This is a genomic window from Bacteriovorax sp. HI3 (assembly GCF_059738875.1).
Map to the genome: position 1 here is coordinate 1954069 of NZ_AP026946.1, position 20569 is coordinate 1974637.

Here is a 20569-nt window from a genome sequence, read left to right on the forward strand (position 1 = left end):
ATTTGAGGCAAAGGCTAATCTGCTAAGAATAGACGAGGAAAACCATCTTCTTCCAGTGTCCAAACCGGACGATTGGCCGGCATAGGTTGATCGTTAACTACGGCCGAGTAAGCGGCCTTTAAACGCTCAAAACCTATCCCACCCATTTCGTCTTCAACGATATCAAACTCACTGGCATTACATTTATAAGTTCCATTTCCGGCCTCTGCAGAGGCCGATGGACAGAAAGTTGTGAGAGTTGAAAACCCTTCTGGTTTAATATTAGTGACTCCAGTTGCTACAAAATCCAAAGCACTCTTAACAGAGTTTAATGTCTCCCCTGCTGTCATTAACCCAGTTCCACATGGAATTGAAAAGTGAACGCCACTAGTACTGTCAAGCGTATCAGTTGCATCTGTATGGGCCCCGGTGATACGTCTTGAAATTCTATCGCCTCCAGATGAGGACGCCAGCATATACCCGTCTGGAAAAGTGGCATCAGTATTAAAGGCGGCTGTCATTGTGTAAGTAAATGTTCCTGATGTCTCAGAACAATTTGAAACAGTCAGCGGCATAGACGTATCAAACGTGTATACAGCACCAGTTAAAGCAAAAGAGTTATTGTAAGTCGCCCCTGCTGTATGAGTCGCCACAAAATGGCTCCCGTAAGGGGTCACACCGTTGTCTTTCATCATTTCATTCGTTGCAACCACGCGGCTGACTTGCGATGTAGAAGTCGTTTGTCCAAATACATGTCCGGCTTTTGGATTGCTATTCACCGATGAAAGGGAAACATAAGGACGAATGAGAGCATCCTTCACTATCGCTTCGTTAATCCCAACAAGACCACCAATATAAGTATTGGCCGAGGTATTGTTTGAATTATAAACGTTAACTCCCGAATCAACCTCTTGAATGATTCCCAAATTCTTTCCGACGACACCGCCAACGATCAAGTCTGATGAAGGGTTGGATAAATTAATCATTCCATTTGCTCTTACACCAACAATTGAACCACTGGCATTATTGAGTGCAACCATGGCCCCAACGCCAGAAGCACTAGTCTCTATTTTAAAAGCATCCACTTTAGATAAAGAAATAGATCCGCTATTTTCTCCAGCGATCACCGCCATCTTAGTTGAGGTCCCATTGATATAAAGACCTTGAAATGTATTTTTAATCATCACCCCAGTTGTGGCAGCATTTGATCCTACGATCCCCACGTTTTGAGCAGTCCCGACAGCGTTAATCGCTCCGGCCGCAAAATCGACGTTGGCAATTTTTCCAGAGTTCACTTTAAAGAGTCCACCTGGGCCCGTAGTAACGTAAGACCTGAATCCACTTAAGAGGAAATGATTTCCTTCAAGTGATCCGGTAAAGTTTGACGGCATATCATTAATTCCAAGATCCCCAAGAGCAAGGTTGCCTCCAAGAGAGTAAAACAATCCTTGATTGGCCGCGATTTGTTTCCACTGCTCTTTATTACATAAAATAATTGGGTTCGTGGCCACTTGTCCTCTACCTAAAGTTGCCTGCACACCAACACTGGCATTATTGGCATTGAGAGCACAAGGAGAGCTCTCCCATGAAAGTTTAGGTAAAGGTGTTCCTACATCCTTAAACTTTCCACCACTGATCAATGTTGCTTTCAAAGCTCCATCTTCGATACTATTTAATGCCTGATTATCGCCGGGAAGTGTGGCGTACCAATTTGGCGCAAGAAGTGATCCTGCATAATTTGATCCGGTAGGAGTTCCACTTCCTAGAATATTTCCGACGTAACAATAAGTCGTCGCATCTTTAAAACAAGGAAGCATGATTGAACCATAATAATAACTATTGTTAAAAGTTGAAGAACTAGTTACATAACCAGCAAGACCTCCGACTTTCCCGCCCTCATTAGTTGGCCCATAAGAAGTATGAGCGATACTCATTTGAGAGTAACTGTCATCGACCGTCAGAAATCCGCTCACATTTCCAACTAATCCGCCGGCATAAGCTCCAGTGCTTGCGCTAGAGAGAATCACTCCATTTGAAAATGATTCTTTTACATAAATATTAATACCGGAAGTTCCTTTACCAATGAGTCCTCCGATGATTTCAGCAGTTGCATGTGTGCGGATCATTCCCTCAAAAGAAGATTTTTTCAGGGTCAACGAAGCGCTATCCAATTCCGAAACTAAACCACCAATCACGGCCCCTGTTTGTGCATCACTTTCCAGTCTGGCGCGAATCGCATGCAAGTTTTCCAAGTCCATAGAAGAATACTTTCCGGCAATGGCGGCAACATTAGAGTTTCCTCTGATTTCTGCATCAACAACCTGAACGTTATTAATAGCAGAAGCACTTCTTCCTGAAACTGCTGCGACATAGTCGTGTCCTTCAATATCTACATGTTTTAAAGTGAGATTAGAAATAGCTCCGCCTAAACGAATAAGCCCCAAGTCATTAGCATTGTCTTCCTGCATACGGATATTGGAAATAGTATGTCCATTTCCATTAAAAGATCCGTTAAAAAATGCCGGGTCATCCACATTACAGCTTCCATTATAAAGGCCTCCGATAGGAATAATATTGGCCCCTGGCCTATTGCTCAAACACGTTGGAACCGGTTGATCTCCGGAACCAATAATTGATGTTCTATTCATATCTAAATCGGCCTGCAGTGAGAAATGAGATGAAGAGTTGGCAGAGGCCGCCGCACTCGTTTCACTAATGGCATTGAACTGGTATTCACGGCAAATTGTATACGGAGCAGACATTGTCCCGTTTCCTGAAGCAAAACTATAAGGAGAGTTGTTGCTTGGATTCATTCTTACCCCAGAGCAAACTTCTCCATCAGGAATAGAAGTGATGAGTTGGATACTTTTTTGCCCAGCTAATGTCGTGTATGTTCCGCCATTACTTTCGCAGGCCGTTTTAGAAATCGCATACTGATTACTGCTTAAACTACAACCAGAACTCCACATTCCGTTATACTCAGTGCAGGCAGCGTTGGTAAAACCAGTTGCATTACAAGACCCCTCATTGACGAACTTAATAGTGTCAAGCCTTGCTGTCCCCATTAATCCAAATTCATACACGGCCCTTCTAAATCCTTTGGGATCATTTTCATTACAGTTACTGCTTGAATAAAAAGACTCTAAGAAAGTCATCGCTGGAAGAATTCCGTTTCCTAGCGGCAAATGCTCAGTTGTAAAAGGCACACCTGTTGCCTTACATTGAGAAACCAGCCTTCCAGGAAGAGCTTGAAAAACTCCGGCCGCAGGCTTAATAAAACTTGATAAAACAAAACGACGGCTTGATGTTTTTGCAGCGGCCGCACCTTTTCCGCAGCTGATACCATTGTGATCTGTGATCTTCTGGCATTCATGTGTTGCAATGTCCGGGAATTGTTTTAGACCGGCATTCACCGCCACTGAAGGCGTAAAATCCGGCAGGTCACACTTGGCATTTGAAAGACTCATTGAAACTTGGGCATCAGTTCCACTTAATGTGGCCGCACTTTTTGCACAACGAATGCTTCCGGTAAAAGAGGCACCAGAGCCATCTCCTTCCCAGGCCACACTCCAAAAAGTCCATTGTCCATTGACTAATGAAAGTTCAAATCCACTTCCAGGAGTAATGACAGCACCAAACATGTCACCTTTGTCTGAACGCCCCCACAACATCGCACCACCAGCACCAACAGCATTGATGTCAGCTAAAGCGGCCAATCCAATTTTAAATTTTGCATCACTTTTTCCCTCTGGCTTTGAACAACCAAAAGAAAATAAAAGGGCCGATAAAAGCAGAATGTGAATGCAATTTTTCATGACGACACCTATTCATCGAAAAGGGATAAAAACCCCTCTGATTATTCTAGAGTCATATCGGTAAGCTAAATTAATTTATAAGTTTTTAATAGATTAGCTAAGCGCAGGCATACTTAGTAGAAAGCTAAGTGGAAAGAAAATATGCCACTCATTAGTTTGAGTGGCATATTATTTAATTTCTATTTATAAGTAACAAGATCTTTTGTATCAAAACGCACTTTTTTAGCTGTCGCGTACTTGTCATCGCTTGCTCTGTAACCTGTTGGACATGCACAAACTGTTTTCCATCCTGAACCAGTTAGCCCAAGAATTTCATCGTACTTTGCCGGATTGATCCCTTCAAATGGACAAGCATCAACGCCTAAAACGGCAGCTGCTGTCATGAAGTTTCCAAGAGCAATATAGGCCTGGTTTGAGGCCCATTTAAAACTTTGTTCCGGAGTCATACGCTCAACTAAATTCGTCACCATCATTTTCTCAAACCCTTCAAGGTCTGAAGGCTTCATCCCACGAACGCTTGCTGTTTGCTCGATGTATTTTCTTAAGTGATCGGCATCCATTTTTTCTTTGGCCACAAACACCACGTGGTGAGAGCAGTCAGAGACCTGTTGCTGGCCGTATGAAGCTGCTGTCAGTTGGTCTTTGATATCTTGAGATTTAACAACGATAAATTTATAAGGCATGGCCCCGTATGATGACGGAGTTAAAACCAGGGTTTTTTCCAGAGCGGCCCATGTTTCTTCGTCAATTTTTTTTGTGTTGTCGAATTTCTTAGTAGCGTAACGCCATTCCATCGCCTCTAGAAGTTGTGAAGCTTTCAGTCTTTGCATAATGATCCTTTTTCTTACTTACGGTTGATATTGATAGACTCTGATGTCATACATCTGAACTTTTTCCATTTCAATTAATTTAATATGGGAATCGGTGATGTCAAGGTATCCCGTTAAATCACAGTCTGACTTACGAAGGTAATACCTGGTTACGATAATGGCACCAGGCAGGAGCCCTGGTTTAATTTTTTGCATAAAATTCTTTTCGATCTCCCCCTGGAAATACGACGGGACATCACTTAGGGAAAGGAAATCAAACTGCTTTGTGCCTTTTGAAAGATAGCTCACAAAGTCTTCCTTTACATAATCCACTTCGGTCTTAGATTCGTGGACGCGCTCAAAACTCTCCTTATTCGCCTCAACAGGAACGCCCAAAAGCGATTTAATTCGCCCGTAGAAGCAAAGTTGAAGAAAGAAGCTCTTCTGGGCAAGGTCGCGGGTAAAAAGCCTGTCAAAGGCCTGGAAGTAATAATCAAAATGAGAAAGGGGTGAGTTCTTGGTAATAAAGTCCCCTTTGTATAAAAGGGCATTAAACATCGCCTTGTTTCCAAGTATATGAATGAGAACCTTCCATCTCTTCATGGGGAATTCTGTCTGGTAATACTTCACTTGTTCTTCTAAATTATCAAAGCGTAGGATGCGGTCGTAATCAAGGCCTAAAAGGACTTGTAAAACTTTGGCAAAAACAGCAAAAGTCCTCTCCCATTTTCCTAGGTATAAAAGTGATTCAAAGTGAACTTCTTCAAAGACTTTGGAGAAGAACTCGCGGCACTCTGGAGTTAAATGGATTTTATGAAAGAGCTCTTTTCTTTCGTGGGCATTGTTTTTTTCCGAGTAAGGATAATACCCCCAGAAAAGAAGAAACTTGTCGTGATCGAGACCGCGGTAAGTGCTCAGGCGAAGCTCTGCTAAAAAAAGCTGTTCTTTAGAGAGATCAGAAAGTGCGAGCACTTTAGCTTCTTTGTGCATTAAAGGAAGCGAGCGCCCCCCTGAACCACAGATAGAAAAAATATTCTTCGGTTTGATTTTCTTAATGAGTTCCACTTCAACCGTCGTGTCTTCGTTTCCTAAAGTATAATTTAAACCTTTAAAGTATTCTTGAGTCATATCTTTCTCACTTATTTAGTTTTCTTCATTGCACTCACCGCGTGTTCGCGGCACAGGTCGAATTCGGCATCGGTGATAAAACCATTATGCCCCATAATCTGAGAGAGCCTTACGCCGTGTTCGTTGGCCATGCGGTCAATCTCAATAACTTTTTCGTAATTAATGTTGCGAGAAAGTGTGAATGATTCAAACTTTCCATCCATCGCTAAAAGCGCAGTTTCCGCCAGACAGGCGTAGACAATATTTCCTTCCAGGCCGATGTCGATATTCATGTCGACTTTCCCAGGGAGAGTCACTTCTCCACTGGCAATAACTAAAACGTCTGGTCTTCTAATCGCCTCTTCCTCTTTAATGTCAAAAGGTCTGGAAACGTCACAGATCACACACCCTGCTTTAACTTTCATAATATCTAAAACAGTTTTTCCCTGGCCTGAAGTGGTTGTGATAATCAAGTCACATTCGCCAGTAAAATTATCTGCATCAGTTGAAACTTCAACTTTGGCCTTCGGGTTAATTTTTAAAATCTCTTCTCGAAGCTCCATCAGTTTATAAGCTCGTGGGGCGACGATAATGATTTTCTCCCACGTCAATGCCAGGATCTTGGCCGACACAGCACCGATACTTCCGGTCGCTCCAACCACCATCACCGTTCCTTTAAAGATCGATCCTTTCTTTTGAACAAAACCCAACTTCTCAACAGCTAGTTTGGCGGCCCACAAAGTAGAGGCGGCCGACAGCGAGTTACCTGTGGTCACTGGAATAGGGCTTAAGCGGTCAATCGTTACACCAGCATCACCGACAATTTTTGTATAGGCCCCAAGGCCCATGATTTTTGATCCGGCATCCTGGGCCTTATCGCAAAGTTTTAAAATCTTGCGATAAATACTATCTGGCTCTGCTTCCATTAGTTTTTTAGGAGTTTCAGTCACGGTGTAAATGAGACCTTCGACTTTTTTCCCATTTTTTTCACTGACAATCCCTTCAATTTTCCCGTAGTAAAAACCCGGAGGAAAACTCATGATTTCCTCGGTGATCTTCTCTAATGGCTTTGAATATTTTTTGATAAAGCGCAAATAAGGGTGCTTAAAAAGATGATTGGTTGAAAGCGGGTGGATAACAAAAGAGAATTTTGTCACTTCTTCTTTGTCTTCATGAAATGTTTTAATTTCTGGAGAGAGCTTAAACTCCTCTACCAGTTTAATAATGTCGTCTTGCTTAACAAAGTTCCCTTCCCCTTTTTTAATCTGGATGATCCCTTCCAAAATAGAATAGTTCATCTTCGGATAAATCGAGAGCTGAGGCAGACAGATTAAGGCCTCTTTTAGTCCTGCTTCTTTTAGTTTTTCTTCCAGTTGATTGGAAACGATATCAATAATCAGTGTGCGACCTTTTAAGTGCGAAAGATTCAGGAAATTGATATTGGCCTCATTTCCCACCAGGATATCGCAGCCTAAAAATTCAATCAGAGCGCGGTTTTTAAAAATCGAGTCATCATCGAAGTCAGGAACAAATTTTTTCTGGACCTTCATCGCTTTTAAAACCGGACTTAATGCTTTTAAAAACTTCTCCAGCGACTTTGCGCTGTGAAGATTAAACGGAAGTTTCAAAAGGAAAAAGGGATCGGCCATAACGATATCACTGGTAATTTCAGCAATCGGTTCAACAAAACCAATCTGCAGGGCCGCAGAGTAAAAACCAATTTTCTTTTTATTAAAAAATTGTGGATTCTTTAAGTAGAAAAGCCTTAAGGCATAAGGGATATAAACGTCTTTAACAATCTGTCCGTCGACAATCGGCGTGTACTTGGCCGCTGTTTTTAAACGGTAAGTGTCCGGGTGAAGAAAGAATCCTTTTTTAAATTTAATTTTCTGAGGGATTCCGGTGATACAAATCACGTCGCATTGACCGTCGTATTTTTTAATTAGTTTTTCTGTGAGCTCAACATCAAAATTAGTCGAGTACTGAATCACGCGGTAGATTTCGCCAAAGAATTCGACTTCTTCATCAAAGTTGTATTGATCCTGGGCAAAGGCAAGTGAGAGAATGGTTTTCAAACGAACCTCAAAAACTAATGTTTTTAAGATTTGCCGAAAAGAATGTGTTTAAAAGTACCATAGGTACTTTTGTTGATCTCAGGCAAATCCTCTAAAGTACTGGTCTTATCGTATGACAGACGCGAAAACATAAATGGAAGCACTTCTTCTGGAATACCTAATATTTTTAATAAGGAATTATGAATAGGGTTCTCTTTTACCGGGAGATAATAGGTCTTAAGTCCAAATTTTTCATTGAGGTCATTTAAAAATTCCTGGAGTGTTGGCAGCTCAGAACTCACCAGGTGATAAGTCTTCACTTCAGGAGAGAATTTTTCACGCTCGATTAAATGGGCAATCAACTGAGCGCAATGGTCAACTGGAATGATCGGAAGCTTGGCCCTTGGATTATAACTCAAAGGAGCAATCGGCACATACTTTAAGGCCTTCGAGTACTTCTCAAAAGCGCGCAGGAAAAAATACGGCCCGTCGACTTTTGGCATCTCACCTGTTTGTGAGTCGCCGATAATAATGGCCGGACGGATGATTCTAGTGACGTATTTGGCGTTTACATTCTCTCTGACAATTTGTTCTGCCAGGTATTTTGTCTCTGAATAACTGTCCTTAAATGATGTTCTCTTTGGCAGGACATTCTCATCTAAAAAGAAAGTGTCCGTATCGCCCACTGCGATTGTTGATACATAATAAAAAGACTTGAGATTTTTCATTCCACTTATTAAGTGCAGAATGTTTTGAGTGCCCACGACATTTTGTAAGAAACACGCAGTATAAGTCGCACTCAAGTCATAAAGAGCAGCGGCATGAACGACGACATCAATATCATCTAAAAGCCTCTTTCTCTCCTCACCTTCAAGAGTTATGACTTCAAGGTTGGTGATGTCCCCTTTGAGGTAAATAATATTTTTTAGATCGCTGAACTTCGCCAGCTCTCCCTGACGAGAAAGCAAATAGACGACTTCAAATTGTGAAGCTAATAAACGGACTAAGTACCCGCCTAAAAAACCTGTGCCACCTGTGATTAATACATTCATGATTATGTTAAGCTTACGATTTGCCCGCTAAAATTCTCTAAATCCACCTGGTCTTTTGGTGAAAATACATTCAGAAAATTCGGGTAACACTTAATGTGCCAGCTTTTACTCTTAGGGAAGATCTCACCATCGCCAAAAAATGACAACTCTTCAGCCCCATCAAGAAGCTCAATTTTTGCTTCGGTTGTCTCCAGGACAACAATATTCGGGTCATCTGTCGGGAATTTCCCATTTAAGATTTTAAGGACGCAGGCAATGAGCTCCAGCCTGTTTTGGTGCTTAAAGATTGTCAGGTTGAATTTTCCATCCTGATGATTCGTATGAGGTGCAACTTCAAAGCTTCCTCCGAGCATCGGCTGGTTATTGATTAAAACAAGAGGAGCAAAAAAAACGTCATTAAGCTCCGCTGATTCCAGTTTAAATTTATAGCTCACCACTTCGCGGGCCATAAGTCTTTTGGCCGCAAAAAGTGAATAGATATTTTTCCCTGAAAGCTTCATGAATTTTTTAAACTGCGGGAATTCAGAACGGATAGCATTGATATCGCCAGCAATTTCAGCGGCAAAGCCCAGGCCTCCGTTAGTGGCCATAAAACGGCCATTAATATTGATCAAATCGATCTTCTTTCTGGTATTGAGCCTGATGGTCTGAGCGATTTTTTTAATATTCGAACTTGAGCCCATGGTTCTGGCAAAATCATTTGCTGTTCCTCCGGGAACAACCAAAAGTCCAATATCTGTTCCGGCCAGCATCTGAATAATTGAATGAACAGTCCCGTCGCCACCAACCGATAAAACAGCATCTACGTTGTTTTCAATATCACGGCTTAAATTAGCATACAGCTCTTCCATAGTCGAAGAGACCGGGTATTCGATCTTGCTTCTAAAAAGAGCGTTATTGATTTGGCCTTGCCAATCATGACCCCCATTAGAAGCTCGCTGGTTAAGATAAACAGAGATGTTCTGCATAATTCCTCATTTGTGCTAATGCTCAATGATACTCCCGGAAAAATTCCTAGGGAGTTTTTGTGGTTCCCTTTGAAAAAAATACATTCCTTGTCTAAACTATAAATAACGCTTGATTGGAGATCTGATGAAAATCCTAGTAGTTACTAGCGAAGTCACTTTTGTGCCCGGAAATTACAACCACTTTTTAGAAGGTTTGTTTAGGGAATTACAGGGCGAAAAGGACCTCACAATCGACCTCGTAATCCTAAAGAATAACTCCCCTGCCTTGACTCTCAAGGGGTTTGCATTGGGGCTTATGGGTGCTCGAAATATCGGTTTTTCTCTGGTGAAAAACACTATCAAGGCCGCTTTTAAAGACCGCACGGCCTTGACCAAAAAGCATGATATTCGTCTGCATTTTTTCGACAATCCAAATTCTTCTGACTTCCTCGAGTTTGTAAAAAATCACCAGACAGACCTTTTGATCAATGCTCGCACCAGGTTCATTTACAAAAGTAAAATTTTAAAACTCCCGCGCCTTGGGTCCATCAATATCCATCACGGGCTTCTTCCCGAATTCCGCGGAACCATGTGTGATCTCTGGGCCCTCTACAACGATCGCCCCACTGGTTTTTCCATTCACCTGATGGAGAAAAAAATCGACAACGGTGCCATTATCCGACGAATCGTCACAAGTACTCCCGAAGACTCCAAACTTCGCAAGAATTTTGCAAGGCTCATTGAGGAGAGTTCGAAAATTGAGGGCATTGAGATGGCAAAAGTTGTAAAAATGATCAAAGAGACCCAGAAAATTCCGATAGAACAAGACAATATTTCAACTAAAACTGAGTACACAAAGAACCCCGATTTCTTTGCCATCAGAAAGATGCTGCAAAAAGGTATTGAACTATGAAAATGATTTTTCACCACGGCTCACCAGGAGCACCACAAGATTTCTCTCACATTAAAAAATATTTCCCGGACATGGAGATTCATCTCTACGACCGCGTAAAAAAAGAACGCAAGGGCGATCTCGAGGCCGAGATTCAAATGGGGTATTCTTTTGGCTGTGTGAAGGCCTTAAAATATGCTGCAAAAAGCGACAGGACAAAACTGGTGATCTTAGTAGCACCTTATTTGTTTCCAACAAAAAAACCAGGTGCCTTAATGAAAGGCCTTTTGATGTTCGATCTTTTTCGAAACACCGCTCTTCCGGCGCTGGCGAAAAAGAGTATTGAGAAAATGTTAAAAGAAAGCTCTCACCCACACCCCGTTCCTGAGATTTATGAAAAAGATGCTAAAGAGTATTTCAACACCGAAAGACTTGCGCACTCTATTTTAGAAAAAGATATTTCTGAAGAAAAAGTCATCAAGCGCTTAGAGCAATTAAAAGCAAAAAACATTCCGGTCATTGTCATCATGGGTGAAGGCGATCAGACGTCTTATAAAGGTGCCAACAAAGAAAGACAGTTTGATCCTCTTTTAATCTATAAAAATATTCACATCAAAACTATTCCTGAAGCAGGACACGCACTCCTGTGGACTCACACGAAAGAGCTTTCGACTCTGATTAATGAATCAATTGGAAAATATATGGCAAATGATAATAAAGAAAAACGCCTGGGTTATTACCCTGGAAAAGATGAAAATAATAACGTGGCAAGTTTTCTTAGAGAGCACGCCAAAAATTTCCCAACAAGAAATATCTTAACGTGGGTTAACCCGGAAGACTTAAAGAGCTGGAATGGAGATATCAACACTCCACTTCCACACCGCTCAGTTAAAGTGGTCGAGCTCGATCACTTAGTAGGAATCCTCGCTAAAGAATTCCAAAACCAAGGCATTGCTTTTGGCGATCGCGTGATTCTCTTTTTACCAATGTCACTTTACATGTACGCAGCGATGTTTGCGCTTCAAAAGATGGGAGCGATTCCCACTTTCCTTGACTCATGGGCAAGACGCGATCAGATGGGTGTGAGTGCCAAGGTTGCTAACCCACGCGCAATGATTAGTGCTGATAGAGCTTTTCTTTACCTGGCAGACGTTCCTGAAATCGCTTCTATCCCTATTAAAATTGTCGCTGGAGAAGTTAAGAGCGAAATTAAATACAACGCTCGCCTGGAAGTTCTCCTTCAAGGAAAAGAGTCTCTGGGAATTGTACCGGTAGAAAAAGAGCACACGGCACTGATTACGTTTACGACAGGATCATCAGGAACTCCAAAAGGAGCTGATAGAAGTCACCGCTTCCTGGCCGCTCAACACTACGCCCTTAACCGCCACCTTCCATATGAAAATGGCGATAAAGACCTTCCAGTCTTTCCTATTTTTTCACTCAATAACCTGGCCGCGGGAGTTGAAACCATTATCCCGGCCATTGATGTGGGCTCACCTGCACCAACAGATGCATTGGTTCTTTATGTGCAGATGAAATCAAGTGGTGTGACGTGCACGACTTTATCTCCTTCACTTTTTAATGCCCTTTCAGCTTTCTGTATCGAAAAGAAATTAAACCTCGATTTCTTAAAGCGCATCGTAACAGGTGGAGCTCCTATTTCAAGAGACGATGTTGCCCGCATGAAGAGTGTCGCTAAAAATGCAGAAATCCTGGTTCTTTACGGATCAACAGAAGTTGAACCAATGGCCCACATTGAAGCAGTAGAAATGCTTGCTGAAAAACCACACGATGACCATGAGATCGTTGAGGCCGGAGTTAACGTTGGAGGTCTTGATAGTGGTCTTGAATACAAATTCATCCACATCAATAAAGACCCGGTTTATGTCAAAGACGCTTCTGACTGGAAAAAACTAGAAGTTCCTCCGGGAGAAGTTGGAGAGTTGATCGTGGCCGGTGAGCACGTTTGTGAAAAATACTTCAATAACGAAGAGGCCTTCTTCCGCGCGAAAATTCGCGATGAAAGAAAAATCGTCTGGCACAGAACGGGAGACCTTGGGAAATTAGATAAACACAACAACCTTTGGATCGTTGGCCGTGTTCATAACGCTATCAACCGCAAAGGCCAGTACTTCTTCCCGGTGCGCGCTGAAATCATTCTTAAAAAATTCCCATTCGTTCATAAGGCAGCTTTCCTGGGAATCGCTCACCCTGATTTAATCGAAAAGACATACGCTGTCTTCTCTACCCAGGAGCCAAATCTCAACATCGAAGAGGCCAAAGCTGAAATAAGACGAGTGATGGAAAAAAACGATTTTGTGGTGGATGAAATCATTCATATCGACGATATCCCAATGGACCCTCGTCACCATAGTAAAGTTGAATACGAAATTCTAAAAAAGAAGATCCAAGGATAAGTTAATGACAAAGGCAGGGGCCTGGTGGCAGTTTACTAAAGAGCGTTTCGAGCCCGCATCTCACTTGAGCATGATTGTGGTTTTTATTTTTGCCCACATTCTGGTGGTCAATGCGACAGAGTCTATCTTTGCGACGTCTTTAAACGATTTAGTAATGCTCATTGGCGTGGTGGCCTTTTATTTTAAGCTGCGCCTTTATGATGAAGTCAAAGACTACGAGCTGGACGTGGTGATTAATAAAACACGCCCGCTTCCTCGAGGCCTGCTAAACCACAAAGACATGTACACCGGTATGGTGGTTTGCATTCTTATTGAGCTTGTCACTTTTGCCTCAATGGGGCTTAACTCGCTCATTAGTATGATTGTGGCCATCCTTTATTCGCTTTTGATGTATAAAGAATTTTTTATCCGCGAAAAAATCAGACCTTACCTGACGACATATGCACTCATTCACACAGTTGTAACTGTGCTTTTGAGTTTTGCCATTTTTAGTTTTTTAAGCACTGAAAATTTATTAAAACTTGTCACTAACACGACCCTGGTTTCATTTGCCATGGCCAACTGGCTTCTTTTTAATATTTTTGAGTTTGGAAGAAAAACCTTCGCAAGCTCCGAAGAGCGCCCAAGTGTAGACACTTACTCCAGCCTCTTTGGAAGAACTGGAGCAGTGGTTCTGGTCGTTTCACAAGCAGTGATCGCGCACTTTTTAACTCTCTCTTTAAGAGGCGCTAATCATGCTTTTTCTCTTTGGAGCTCCGGAGTCCTGCTGTGTATTTTAGGGGTTCTCTCTTTAAGATACATCATGACTGACAGTCCAGTGGCGGCCAAACACTACCGCCTCTTTAGCTCGGTCTATATTATTTTATTTTACGTTTTATTAATTTTTTCTCACATTATTCCATAGGGTTTTATGAAGCCACACAACCTCTACATCGTCTCTAAAGACAGTACTCACCACTTTGCTAAAAAAGAATCAGGTGGAAAAGGGCACAATCTTTATTTATTAAGTAAAAACGACATCAAGGTTCCAAAATTCGTCACACTTCCTCCGGCCTTTTTTGAAGAGTTCAAAAAACAAAGTGGAATTGAAGACTACCTCAACACCATATTGGAAGACAAACACCTCTCAATGCAGGAAGTGTCGGAAAAAATCAAACATAAGATTGTTGAAACCAATATGCCACTGGTGATCTTTGAAGAAATCGCCAGGGCCTATGAAGAGCTTGAAAGAGACTTAATCTCGGTGCGCTCAAGTGCCCACGATGAAGACAGCGCTCTTCACTCATTTGCCGGTCAGCTCTCAAGTTTCCTTTATATTTCTGACCTCGATATGACGATTCATTCAATTAAAGAATGTTGGGCCTCTGCTTATTCCGAGAGGTCTCTGGCCTATAGAACTATTAATAAGCTGGATATTTTAAACATTAAGGTTTCAGTTATTTTACAAGAGATGATTGACCCGGATATCAGTGGGGTTCTTTTTACTTGTAACCCCATCAATGGGAAAAATGACCAGATCGTTATCAACTCAGTTTACGGTGTTGGTGAAGGACTTGTTTCAGGACTTTTAGATGCTGACACTTACACCATCATGAAAAAAGATGGATCAGTAAGCGAAAAAAATATCGTTGAAAAAACTAAAAAACTCATCCGCGACGAAAAAGAACAAAAGTGTTTAGAAGTAGCGGTTTCATTAAATGAACAAAACGCTGAATCATTAAGTGCTTCAGACCTAAAAGCACTTCACCAAATCGCTCTTAAAATTGAAGACTTCTACGGAAGACCTCAGGACGTGGAATGGGCCATTAAAGACGGAGAGCTTTTTATTCTTCAGTCTCGCCCGGTCACAACAGGAATTGAAAATAGCCGCGGGATTTTATACATGTGGGACAACTCCAACATCGTAGAGAGTTATGGAGGATTAACCATGCCTCTGACTTTTGGTTTCGCTCATTATGTCTACCACCAGGTTTACGTTCAATTCTGCGAGATCCTTCTCGTCCCTCAGTCTCGTATTAAAGAAATGGACTACTTCCTAAAAAACATGCTGGGGCTCTTTTACGGGCGTGTTTATTACAACCTTTTAAACTGGTATAAGCTGACAAGTATTCTTCCAGGATACAAATACAACCGCGCCTTCATGGAAACCATGATGGGGACCAATGAGGCCCTCCAAGACGAAATCGCCGAGCGTGTGAAACCACCCGAATTTCACCACGGGCCATTGGCGAAGGCAAGATCGGCCCTCACTGGTTTAAAGTTTTTCTATTTCCATTTAAATATCCAAAACGTTGTAGATGACTTCTTAACTGAGTTTCACATTATCTATAACAAATTCAGAGTCATTGATTACTCTCGCCTTCCGGCAGATAAAATCTACGAGCACTACCAGGCACTGGAGCGCGAGATGCTTTGGAAGTGGCATGCGCCCATCATTAACGACTTCTTATGTATGGTTCACTACGGTCTCTTTAAAAAGTTCACCGGCAAATGGCTGAGGCACTTAGGGGACTCTTTCCATAATGATCTCCTGGCCGGAAACGGGAACCTGGAGTCGGCGGAGCCTACAAAACGCCTCATTGTTATGTCGGGTTATGTTTCAAAAAAACCAAAACTAAAGGAGCTGATTCTCTCGACTCCAAATGATATGTGCCTTGAGGCCATCAATCAGTCGGAGTTTCAGGAATTCTACTTTATGGTTTTAGAATACATTGATAAATACGGCTTCCGTTGCATGAGTGAAATGAAGCTTGAACAAAAAGACCTTCACCAGGAACCAGGTCTCTTTTTTGTTTTCTTAAAGAACTTAATCAACTGCGGGCAAACGGACCTGCATGAATATGAAAAGCGCGAAAAAGAAATCAGAGAAAATGCTGAAGCACTTTTAGAAAAAAATATCTCTGGAGTTAAAAAAGTCATTTATAAGTGGTCTCTCAAACATGCTCGTAAGGCCGTTATGAACAGAGAGAACACGCGCTTTTGTCGCACTCGCATTTACGGAGTCGTCCGCGCTATGTTCTACGCTATTGGCGAAGATTTCACCAAGAGCAATATCATCGACAAAAAAGACGACATTTTCTTTTTATCACTTGATGAATTAAAAGGCGCACTGGAAGGAACAAACAGCATCCAGAATTTAAGAAAAGTTATTGATGTCAGAAAATCAGAATACGAGCTCTATAAAAATCTCGAACCCGCTGCTCGCTTTGCCACTCGTGGCCCAGTCTACTGGAACAACCAACACATGCCTAAAGAAGAGGAAGTGACCTTTGATGAATCGACACTTGGGCCAAATCAAATGCGTGGTATCCCTTGTTCACCTGGAATCATCGAAGGTGTAGTTAAAGTCATTATCGATACAAACGACGACATGACATTAAATGGAGAAATCCTGGTCACAGAAAGAACTGACCCGGGTTGGATTCCGCTTTATCCTTCCCTTTCAGCACTTTTAGTTGAGCGCGGAGGGCTTCTGTCTCACTCGGCGATTGTCGCTCGTGAAATGGGCCTTCCAACGATTGTAGGAATCAAAGGGCTAACGAAGAAATTAAAAAGCGGGATGAAAATCAGGATAAACGGAGAAACCGGGATTATTGATATCCTGGAAGAATAAAGAAGGCCCATGGGTCTTCTTTATTTCCATAACTGCATTTTTTCACCTACTGGCCTGACTCTTGTCACGCAAATGCCGGCATGAATACTTCCGTTTTTCATAAGACCCGAGAGGTATTTGTTGTGGACTAAAAACCTGAGTTTTCTCTCAGTGTTTTTTTCATCAAGATAATGCTCACCGATGGGAATGACCTGAGTCTTTGGATTATTGCCTCTAAGACCCAGAAAAATAAATTTCATGAATTTTAAAGTAATGACAAAATCTCTTTTACAAAGCTGATACCATCTTAAGCAAAGAGCTTCATCGACAGTGAATGTGAAATCGCGGTAGAACTCAAGGCTCCTGAACATGGGAGTGTGATCTGTAAAGTACACTTCAACAAGATCTCCATCGCTAATCTTGTCGAAGATTTCATCATCAGGAACTAAACGTGTTTTTTGCAAAAGACGCCACAGAAGTGTTTTATTACTTGGCGTCTCTCCAGCACGGATACATTCTTTAATTAAAGAAATATTTAAATCCAAATAGGCAATGACTTCGCGTTTTTTCTTTAATGAGCATTTATTAAAATGCATTTTTGCATGGGCACGATAGGGCGTGACTTTTATATTATAAAAGCTCAAGGCCTCTGCAAACTCCAGAGCAAGCCTTCTAAACTCCACCTCTTCGCAGCGCTCGGGTGATATTTCCGAAATAAATTCTTTTGCATTCATTGAACTTAAAAATAGAATCCAAATGGATTTTAAACAAGATAGTTTTGGCCTAGACAAGGTTCTTGAAGGGATATTGAACAAAAAAGGGGCCCTTTAGAGGGCCCCTTTTATAAAATCTAAATAAAATTAATTATTTTAAGATAATTGATGAAGGAAGTGGCTGTACCCAGTTCTTTGGAACTTGATAGTAAGCGTTCACAGATTTCTCACCTTCAGACTTTGGAAGAACATCTAGCTTTGACTGAGCAATCGCTTTTGTTAAATCCATTGATCTTGAAAGAACTGCAGCTCTCACTGCTCTATCTGCGTTTACAAGTCCTGATGTTGAAACCTTTCCTTTTAACCATGATTTTACATCAACAGTTTCTAGGATGATTTTCTTGATTCCTCTGAAATCAAGAGATGGGTTTGCATCTTTAACCGCTCCAGCAATACCAGCAACGTATGGAGCTGCCTGGCTTGTTCCAGAAACGTGGATGTATTTATTCATTGGAGAAGTTGAAAGGATCCCTACTCCTGGAGCTGCTACTTCTACGTTTTTCACACCGTAGTTAGAGAAGCTTGCAAGGGCCTGGTCACCTAATGTCGCTGCAACAGAGATCTTGTTTTCCCCTACAACGTTTGTTGGAGTTGTTGGCTTAAGATCGTTATCTGATCCATCGTTACCAGCGGCAAAGATGAACAGAGTTTTTGGAGCTGAAGTTAAGAAAATTTTTGATTCCTTAACTGCGACTTCAAAGAAGTAGTCTGTGTATGTTTTTAGTTCAGCTTCAGTTGGAGCTTTTTTAAAGATTGATTGATAAAGTTGAGCAATCACTCCACCGATTTGATCATAACCAGTTCCGAATGATCCGTTCATAACGTCAGCTTTAACACCATTTAGGTATCCACCGATTTCTCCATAAACAGTAGACTGTTGTTTTGCCAGAGCACCAAGGGCCTGCTTAACAAGGAAATCTTTAACTCCGCCTTTATCAGCAAGAGAGATTTCTTCTTTCTTATCACCAGTTGTAATAGTCACGCTGTTTGACTTTTGTCCCGGAAGTTTTACTTCTGTTGGGATAAGTTTAGCGCCGATCATCTTAGCGTCTTGAGAGAACTTCGCTGCAATACCTGTCACGTGAGTTCCGTGCATCCAGTTACCAAAAACTGTGATGTCCTTAATGAATTTTTCTTCTTTAAGTTTTGCGTTTGCCCAGTCTCTGTCTTCTTTTGTAAGTGTTCCAAGGAAAGACTTTAGTTGAACGTCGAAGAATCTTCTTACGTCAGCTGTGTCTGACCACTCGTAAGAGTAATCAATCAACTGGTTGTTTGCTTCAGCAAAGTTCCATCCGTTGATGTCGTCCGGGTATCCGTTTTTATCTTCATCGCGGTCGTTGCCCGGGATTTCGATTGGGTTAACCCATGCTTTAGCTTCAAGGTCTTTGTGTTTAAAATCGTTTCCTGAATCAACAATAGCGATATTAGCTGCGTTTGCAGATCCAATAGTCATTGCCAGTCCAAGGCCTAATAAAAGAGATTTCTTCATCTCACTCTCCTATGAAAGGGTGTGTTTTAGTTACAAGCTTTAATTATGATCCCTAAAAACACGAGTGCGCTAGTCTTTTATTCTTACAGGCAGAAATAAAAAAGCGCCTCTTACGAGGCGCTTCATTATCAAAAGATGTTTTATTCTTTGAAATTATAGAGCTGGCATTTTTACAAGTAGGCTTGGACGAAGCGGCTTGTACTTAATGTTCATCCCTGGAAGACGTTTAGCAAAAGATTTTGGTGTCGCAACATCAGCAATCTCCGCGCGAGCTTTTGTGATAGCTACTTCAACGTTCATCGTCTTAGAAAGTTCCGCAGCTCTTTGAACGCGGGCCTTGTTAACGATACCAGAAGTTGTAACCTTATCTTTTAACCATGACTTCACGTCTACAGTCTTAAGGATGATGCTCTTGATATCTGCCGCTTTTAGAGCTGGGTTGATATCTTTAGCAAGAGAGATTGCACTTGTAACAAACGGAGCTGCTTGAGACGTACCACTCATATGAAGGTATGACTGCGCTGGACCTGTTGATTGGATCGCAACACCTGGAGCTGCAACGTCAACTGTCTTTTGTCCGTAGTTAGAGAAATCTGCGATTTCTGAGTATCCGTTAGTAGCTGCAACTGAGATCTTGTTAGCAGCTGCAATGCTTGCCGGGTAATCAGGAAGAGCGTCGTTGTTAGAGTTATCGTTACCAGCTGCCACTACGAATAGTGTATCTGGAGCCGCTTTAAACATTTCCGGACCAACAGTTAGAAGAGTTCCGTAGTAGATTTGAAGAACTTCAAGAAGTTCATCTTGAGTTGGCTCTCTCTTAATAGCTTCTACGAATCCTGAGTGTAGGAATCCTACTGCTTGCTCGAATCCAATACCAAATGATTGGTTAACAACGTCTACTTTATGGAACTTTAGGTATCCATTTAGAGGAATCATTTCTTCAACTTGAGAAATGGCCGTTTTTTGCACTTCTTCTTTAAACTGATCGAAAGTGATTGCTGGAGCAAAATCGAACTCTAGTTGAACTGGTTCTCTTTTTTCTGGAGCAACGTATTCTTGGTATACAGTTGGAAGAATTTTAAGCGACATGACTTGTGCTTTCGGGTTGTTTAGAGCGGCGATCCCTCCAACGTGTGTCCCGTGAGCGTAGCTTCCTACGAAGTTAGCTTGGTTCATGAAAGCTTTGTTTTCTACTGCTTTTTTTAACCAATCAAACTCAGTCGCGTTGATCGTCTTCGTTTCATATTTAGCGTATAGCGTGTAGAATTTTTTAACGTCGTCATTGATTAGGTAGTTGTACTTGTCATTGAAAACCTTTGCAGAATTTTCAGTGAAGTCCCACCCGTGGATGTCACCAGGAAGTCCTGAACCGTCTAGGTCAGTTGTGCTTCCTTCTTTTTCATTTTTGTTTGTCCATGCTTTTGGCGCCAGATCTTTGTGAGAAATATCTGTCCCTGTGTCCATAACGGCAACGACAGATGCACTTGCTGTACCTAACTGCAGAAGTGTTGCTAGAGTTACTAATTTTTTCATCAAGTGCTCCTCAAATGTAAGAGTCTTGCGACCCAAATGTCACAATCGGCGCAGAAAATAGCACCAAACCCAAGGATTTCCTAGAAAATAGTTGACCATGTTACTTTTTA

Annotated in this window: 13 protein-coding genes; 4 read left to right on the forward strand and 9 right to left on the reverse strand. The window is 41.7% G+C overall.

Features of this window, described 5'->3' with window-relative positions; translation table 11 throughout:
- Positions 1-14: 14 nt before the first annotated feature.
- From AC6JA8_RS09705 to AC6JA8_RS09730, 6 genes are all read right to left on the reverse strand, one after another.
- Positions 15-3794 carry an autotransporter outer membrane beta-barrel domain-containing protein gene (locus AC6JA8_RS09705; RefSeq protein WP_497973622.1) on the reverse strand — a complete coding sequence of 1260 codons (3780 nt, stop codon included), beginning with the start codon at positions 3792-3794 and terminating at the stop codon, positions 15-17.
- A gap of 179 nt (positions 3795-3973) precedes the next feature.
- Positions 3974-4624, reverse strand: a complete 651-nt coding sequence (locus AC6JA8_RS09710) for an NAD(P)H-dependent oxidoreductase (RefSeq protein WP_497973623.1) — start codon at positions 4622-4624, stop codon at positions 3974-3976.
- Positions 4625-4642: 18 nt separating this feature from the next.
- Positions 4643-5731 carry a DUF3419 family protein gene (locus tag AC6JA8_RS09715; protein WP_497973624.1) on the reverse strand — a complete coding sequence of 363 codons (1089 nt, stop codon included), beginning with the start codon at positions 5729-5731 and terminating at the stop codon, positions 4643-4645.
- Positions 5732-5742: 11 nt separating this feature from the next.
- On the reverse strand, positions 5743-7785 hold the full coding sequence (locus AC6JA8_RS09720; protein ID WP_497973625.1) for a DUF8754 domain-containing protein: 2043 nt from the start codon (positions 7783-7785) through the stop codon (positions 5743-5745).
- Positions 7786-7808: 23 nt separating this feature from the next.
- Positions 7809-8816, reverse strand: coding sequence for an SDR family oxidoreductase (locus AC6JA8_RS09725; protein ID WP_497973626.1), 1008 nt, complete (start codon positions 8814-8816; stop codon positions 7809-7811).
- 2 nt (positions 8817-8818) lie between these two features.
- Positions 8819-9784, reverse strand: a complete 966-nt coding sequence (locus AC6JA8_RS09730) for a diacylglycerol/lipid kinase family protein (RefSeq protein WP_497973627.1) — start codon at positions 9782-9784, stop codon at positions 8819-8821.
- 295 nt (positions 9785-10079) lie between these two features.
- On the opposite strand from AC6JA8_RS09730, the gene AC6JA8_RS09735 reads away from it, so the two are divergent.
- Genes AC6JA8_RS09735 through AC6JA8_RS09750 form a run of 4 tightly spaced genes read left to right on the forward strand, consistent with a single transcriptional unit; the run spans position 10080 to position 16685 of the window.
- Entirely contained in the window at positions 10080-10676 is a 597-nt protein-coding gene (locus tag AC6JA8_RS09735) for a formyltransferase family protein (RefSeq protein ID WP_497973628.1), read from the forward strand.
- Positions 10673-13072 carry an AMP-binding protein gene (locus AC6JA8_RS09740; RefSeq protein ID WP_497973629.1) on the forward strand — a complete coding sequence of 800 codons (2400 nt, stop codon included), beginning with the start codon at positions 10673-10675 and terminating at the stop codon, positions 13070-13072. Before AC6JA8_RS09735 ends, AC6JA8_RS09740 begins: the two co-directional genes overlap by 4 nt.
- A 4-nt stretch (positions 13073-13076) precedes the next feature.
- A complete protein-coding gene (locus tag AC6JA8_RS09745; protein WP_497973630.1) occupies positions 13077-13976 on the forward strand; it encodes a UbiA prenyltransferase family protein in 900 nt (299 codons plus the stop codon).
- Between the two features lie 6 nt (positions 13977-13982).
- Complete coding sequence (locus tag AC6JA8_RS09750) at positions 13983-16685, forward strand: phosphoenolpyruvate synthase (RefSeq protein ID WP_497973631.1); 2703 nt, start codon at positions 13983-13985, stop codon at positions 16683-16685.
- A 20-nt stretch (positions 16686-16705) separates the two neighbouring features.
- Here the strand turns inward: AC6JA8_RS09750 and AC6JA8_RS09755 are convergent, their stop codons facing one another.
- The 3 genes from AC6JA8_RS09755 to AC6JA8_RS09765 all read right to left on the reverse strand — a co-directional run bounded on the left by AC6JA8_RS09755 (position 16706) and on the right by AC6JA8_RS09765 (position 20459).
- Entirely contained in the window at positions 16706-17398 is a 693-nt protein-coding gene (locus tag AC6JA8_RS09755) for a hypothetical protein (protein ID WP_497973632.1), read from the reverse strand.
- 130 nt (positions 17399-17528) lie between these two features.
- On the reverse strand, positions 17529-18926 hold the full coding sequence (locus AC6JA8_RS09760) for a S8 family serine peptidase (RefSeq protein WP_497973633.1): 1398 nt from the start codon (positions 18924-18926) through the stop codon (positions 17529-17531).
- 153 nt (positions 18927-19079) lie between these two features.
- Entirely contained in the window at positions 19080-20459 is a 1380-nt protein-coding gene (locus AC6JA8_RS09765) for a S8 family serine peptidase (RefSeq protein ID WP_497973634.1), read from the reverse strand.
- Positions 20460-20569 lie beyond the last annotated feature (110 nt).

Bases quoted from the DNA above. Each gene is read 5' to 3' on its own strand.
- AC6JA8_RS09705 (WP_497973622.1), bottom strand. From the start codon at position 3,794: ATGAAAAATTGCATTCACATTCTGCTTTTATCGGCCCTTTTATTTTCT.
- AC6JA8_RS09710 (WP_497973623.1), bottom strand. From the start codon at position 4,624: ATGCAAAGACTGAAAGCTTCACAACTTCTAGAGGCGATGGAATGGCGT.
- AC6JA8_RS09715 (WP_497973624.1), bottom strand. From the start codon at position 5,731: ATGACTCAAGAATACTTTAAAGGTTTAAATTATACTTTAGGAAACGAA.
- AC6JA8_RS09725 (WP_497973626.1), bottom strand. From the start codon at position 8,816: ATGAATGTATTAATCACAGGTGGCACAGGTTTTTTAGGCGGGTACTTA.
- AC6JA8_RS09730 (WP_497973627.1), bottom strand. From the start codon at position 9,784: ATGCAGAACATCTCTGTTTATCTTAACCAGCGAGCTTCTAATGGGGGT.
- AC6JA8_RS09735 (WP_497973628.1), top strand. From the start codon at position 10,080: ATGGGTGCTCGAAATATCGGTTTTTCTCTGGTGAAAAACACTATCAAG.
- AC6JA8_RS09740 (WP_497973629.1), top strand. From the start codon at position 10,673: ATGAAAATGATTTTTCACCACGGCTCACCAGGAGCACCACAAGATTTC.
- AC6JA8_RS09745 (WP_497973630.1), top strand. From the start codon at position 13,077: ATGACAAAGGCAGGGGCCTGGTGGCAGTTTACTAAAGAGCGTTTCGAG.
- AC6JA8_RS09750 (WP_497973631.1), top strand. From the start codon at position 13,983: ATGAAGCCACACAACCTCTACATCGTCTCTAAAGACAGTACTCACCAC.
- AC6JA8_RS09755 (WP_497973632.1), bottom strand. From the start codon at position 17,398: ATGAATGCAAAAGAATTTATTTCGGAAATATCACCCGAGCGCTGCGAA.
- AC6JA8_RS09760 (WP_497973633.1), bottom strand. From the start codon at position 18,926: ATGAAGAAATCTCTTTTATTAGGCCTTGGACTGGCAATGACTATTGGA.
- AC6JA8_RS09765 (WP_497973634.1), bottom strand. From the start codon at position 20,459: ATGAAAAAATTAGTAACTCTAGCAACACTTCTGCAGTTAGGTACAGCA.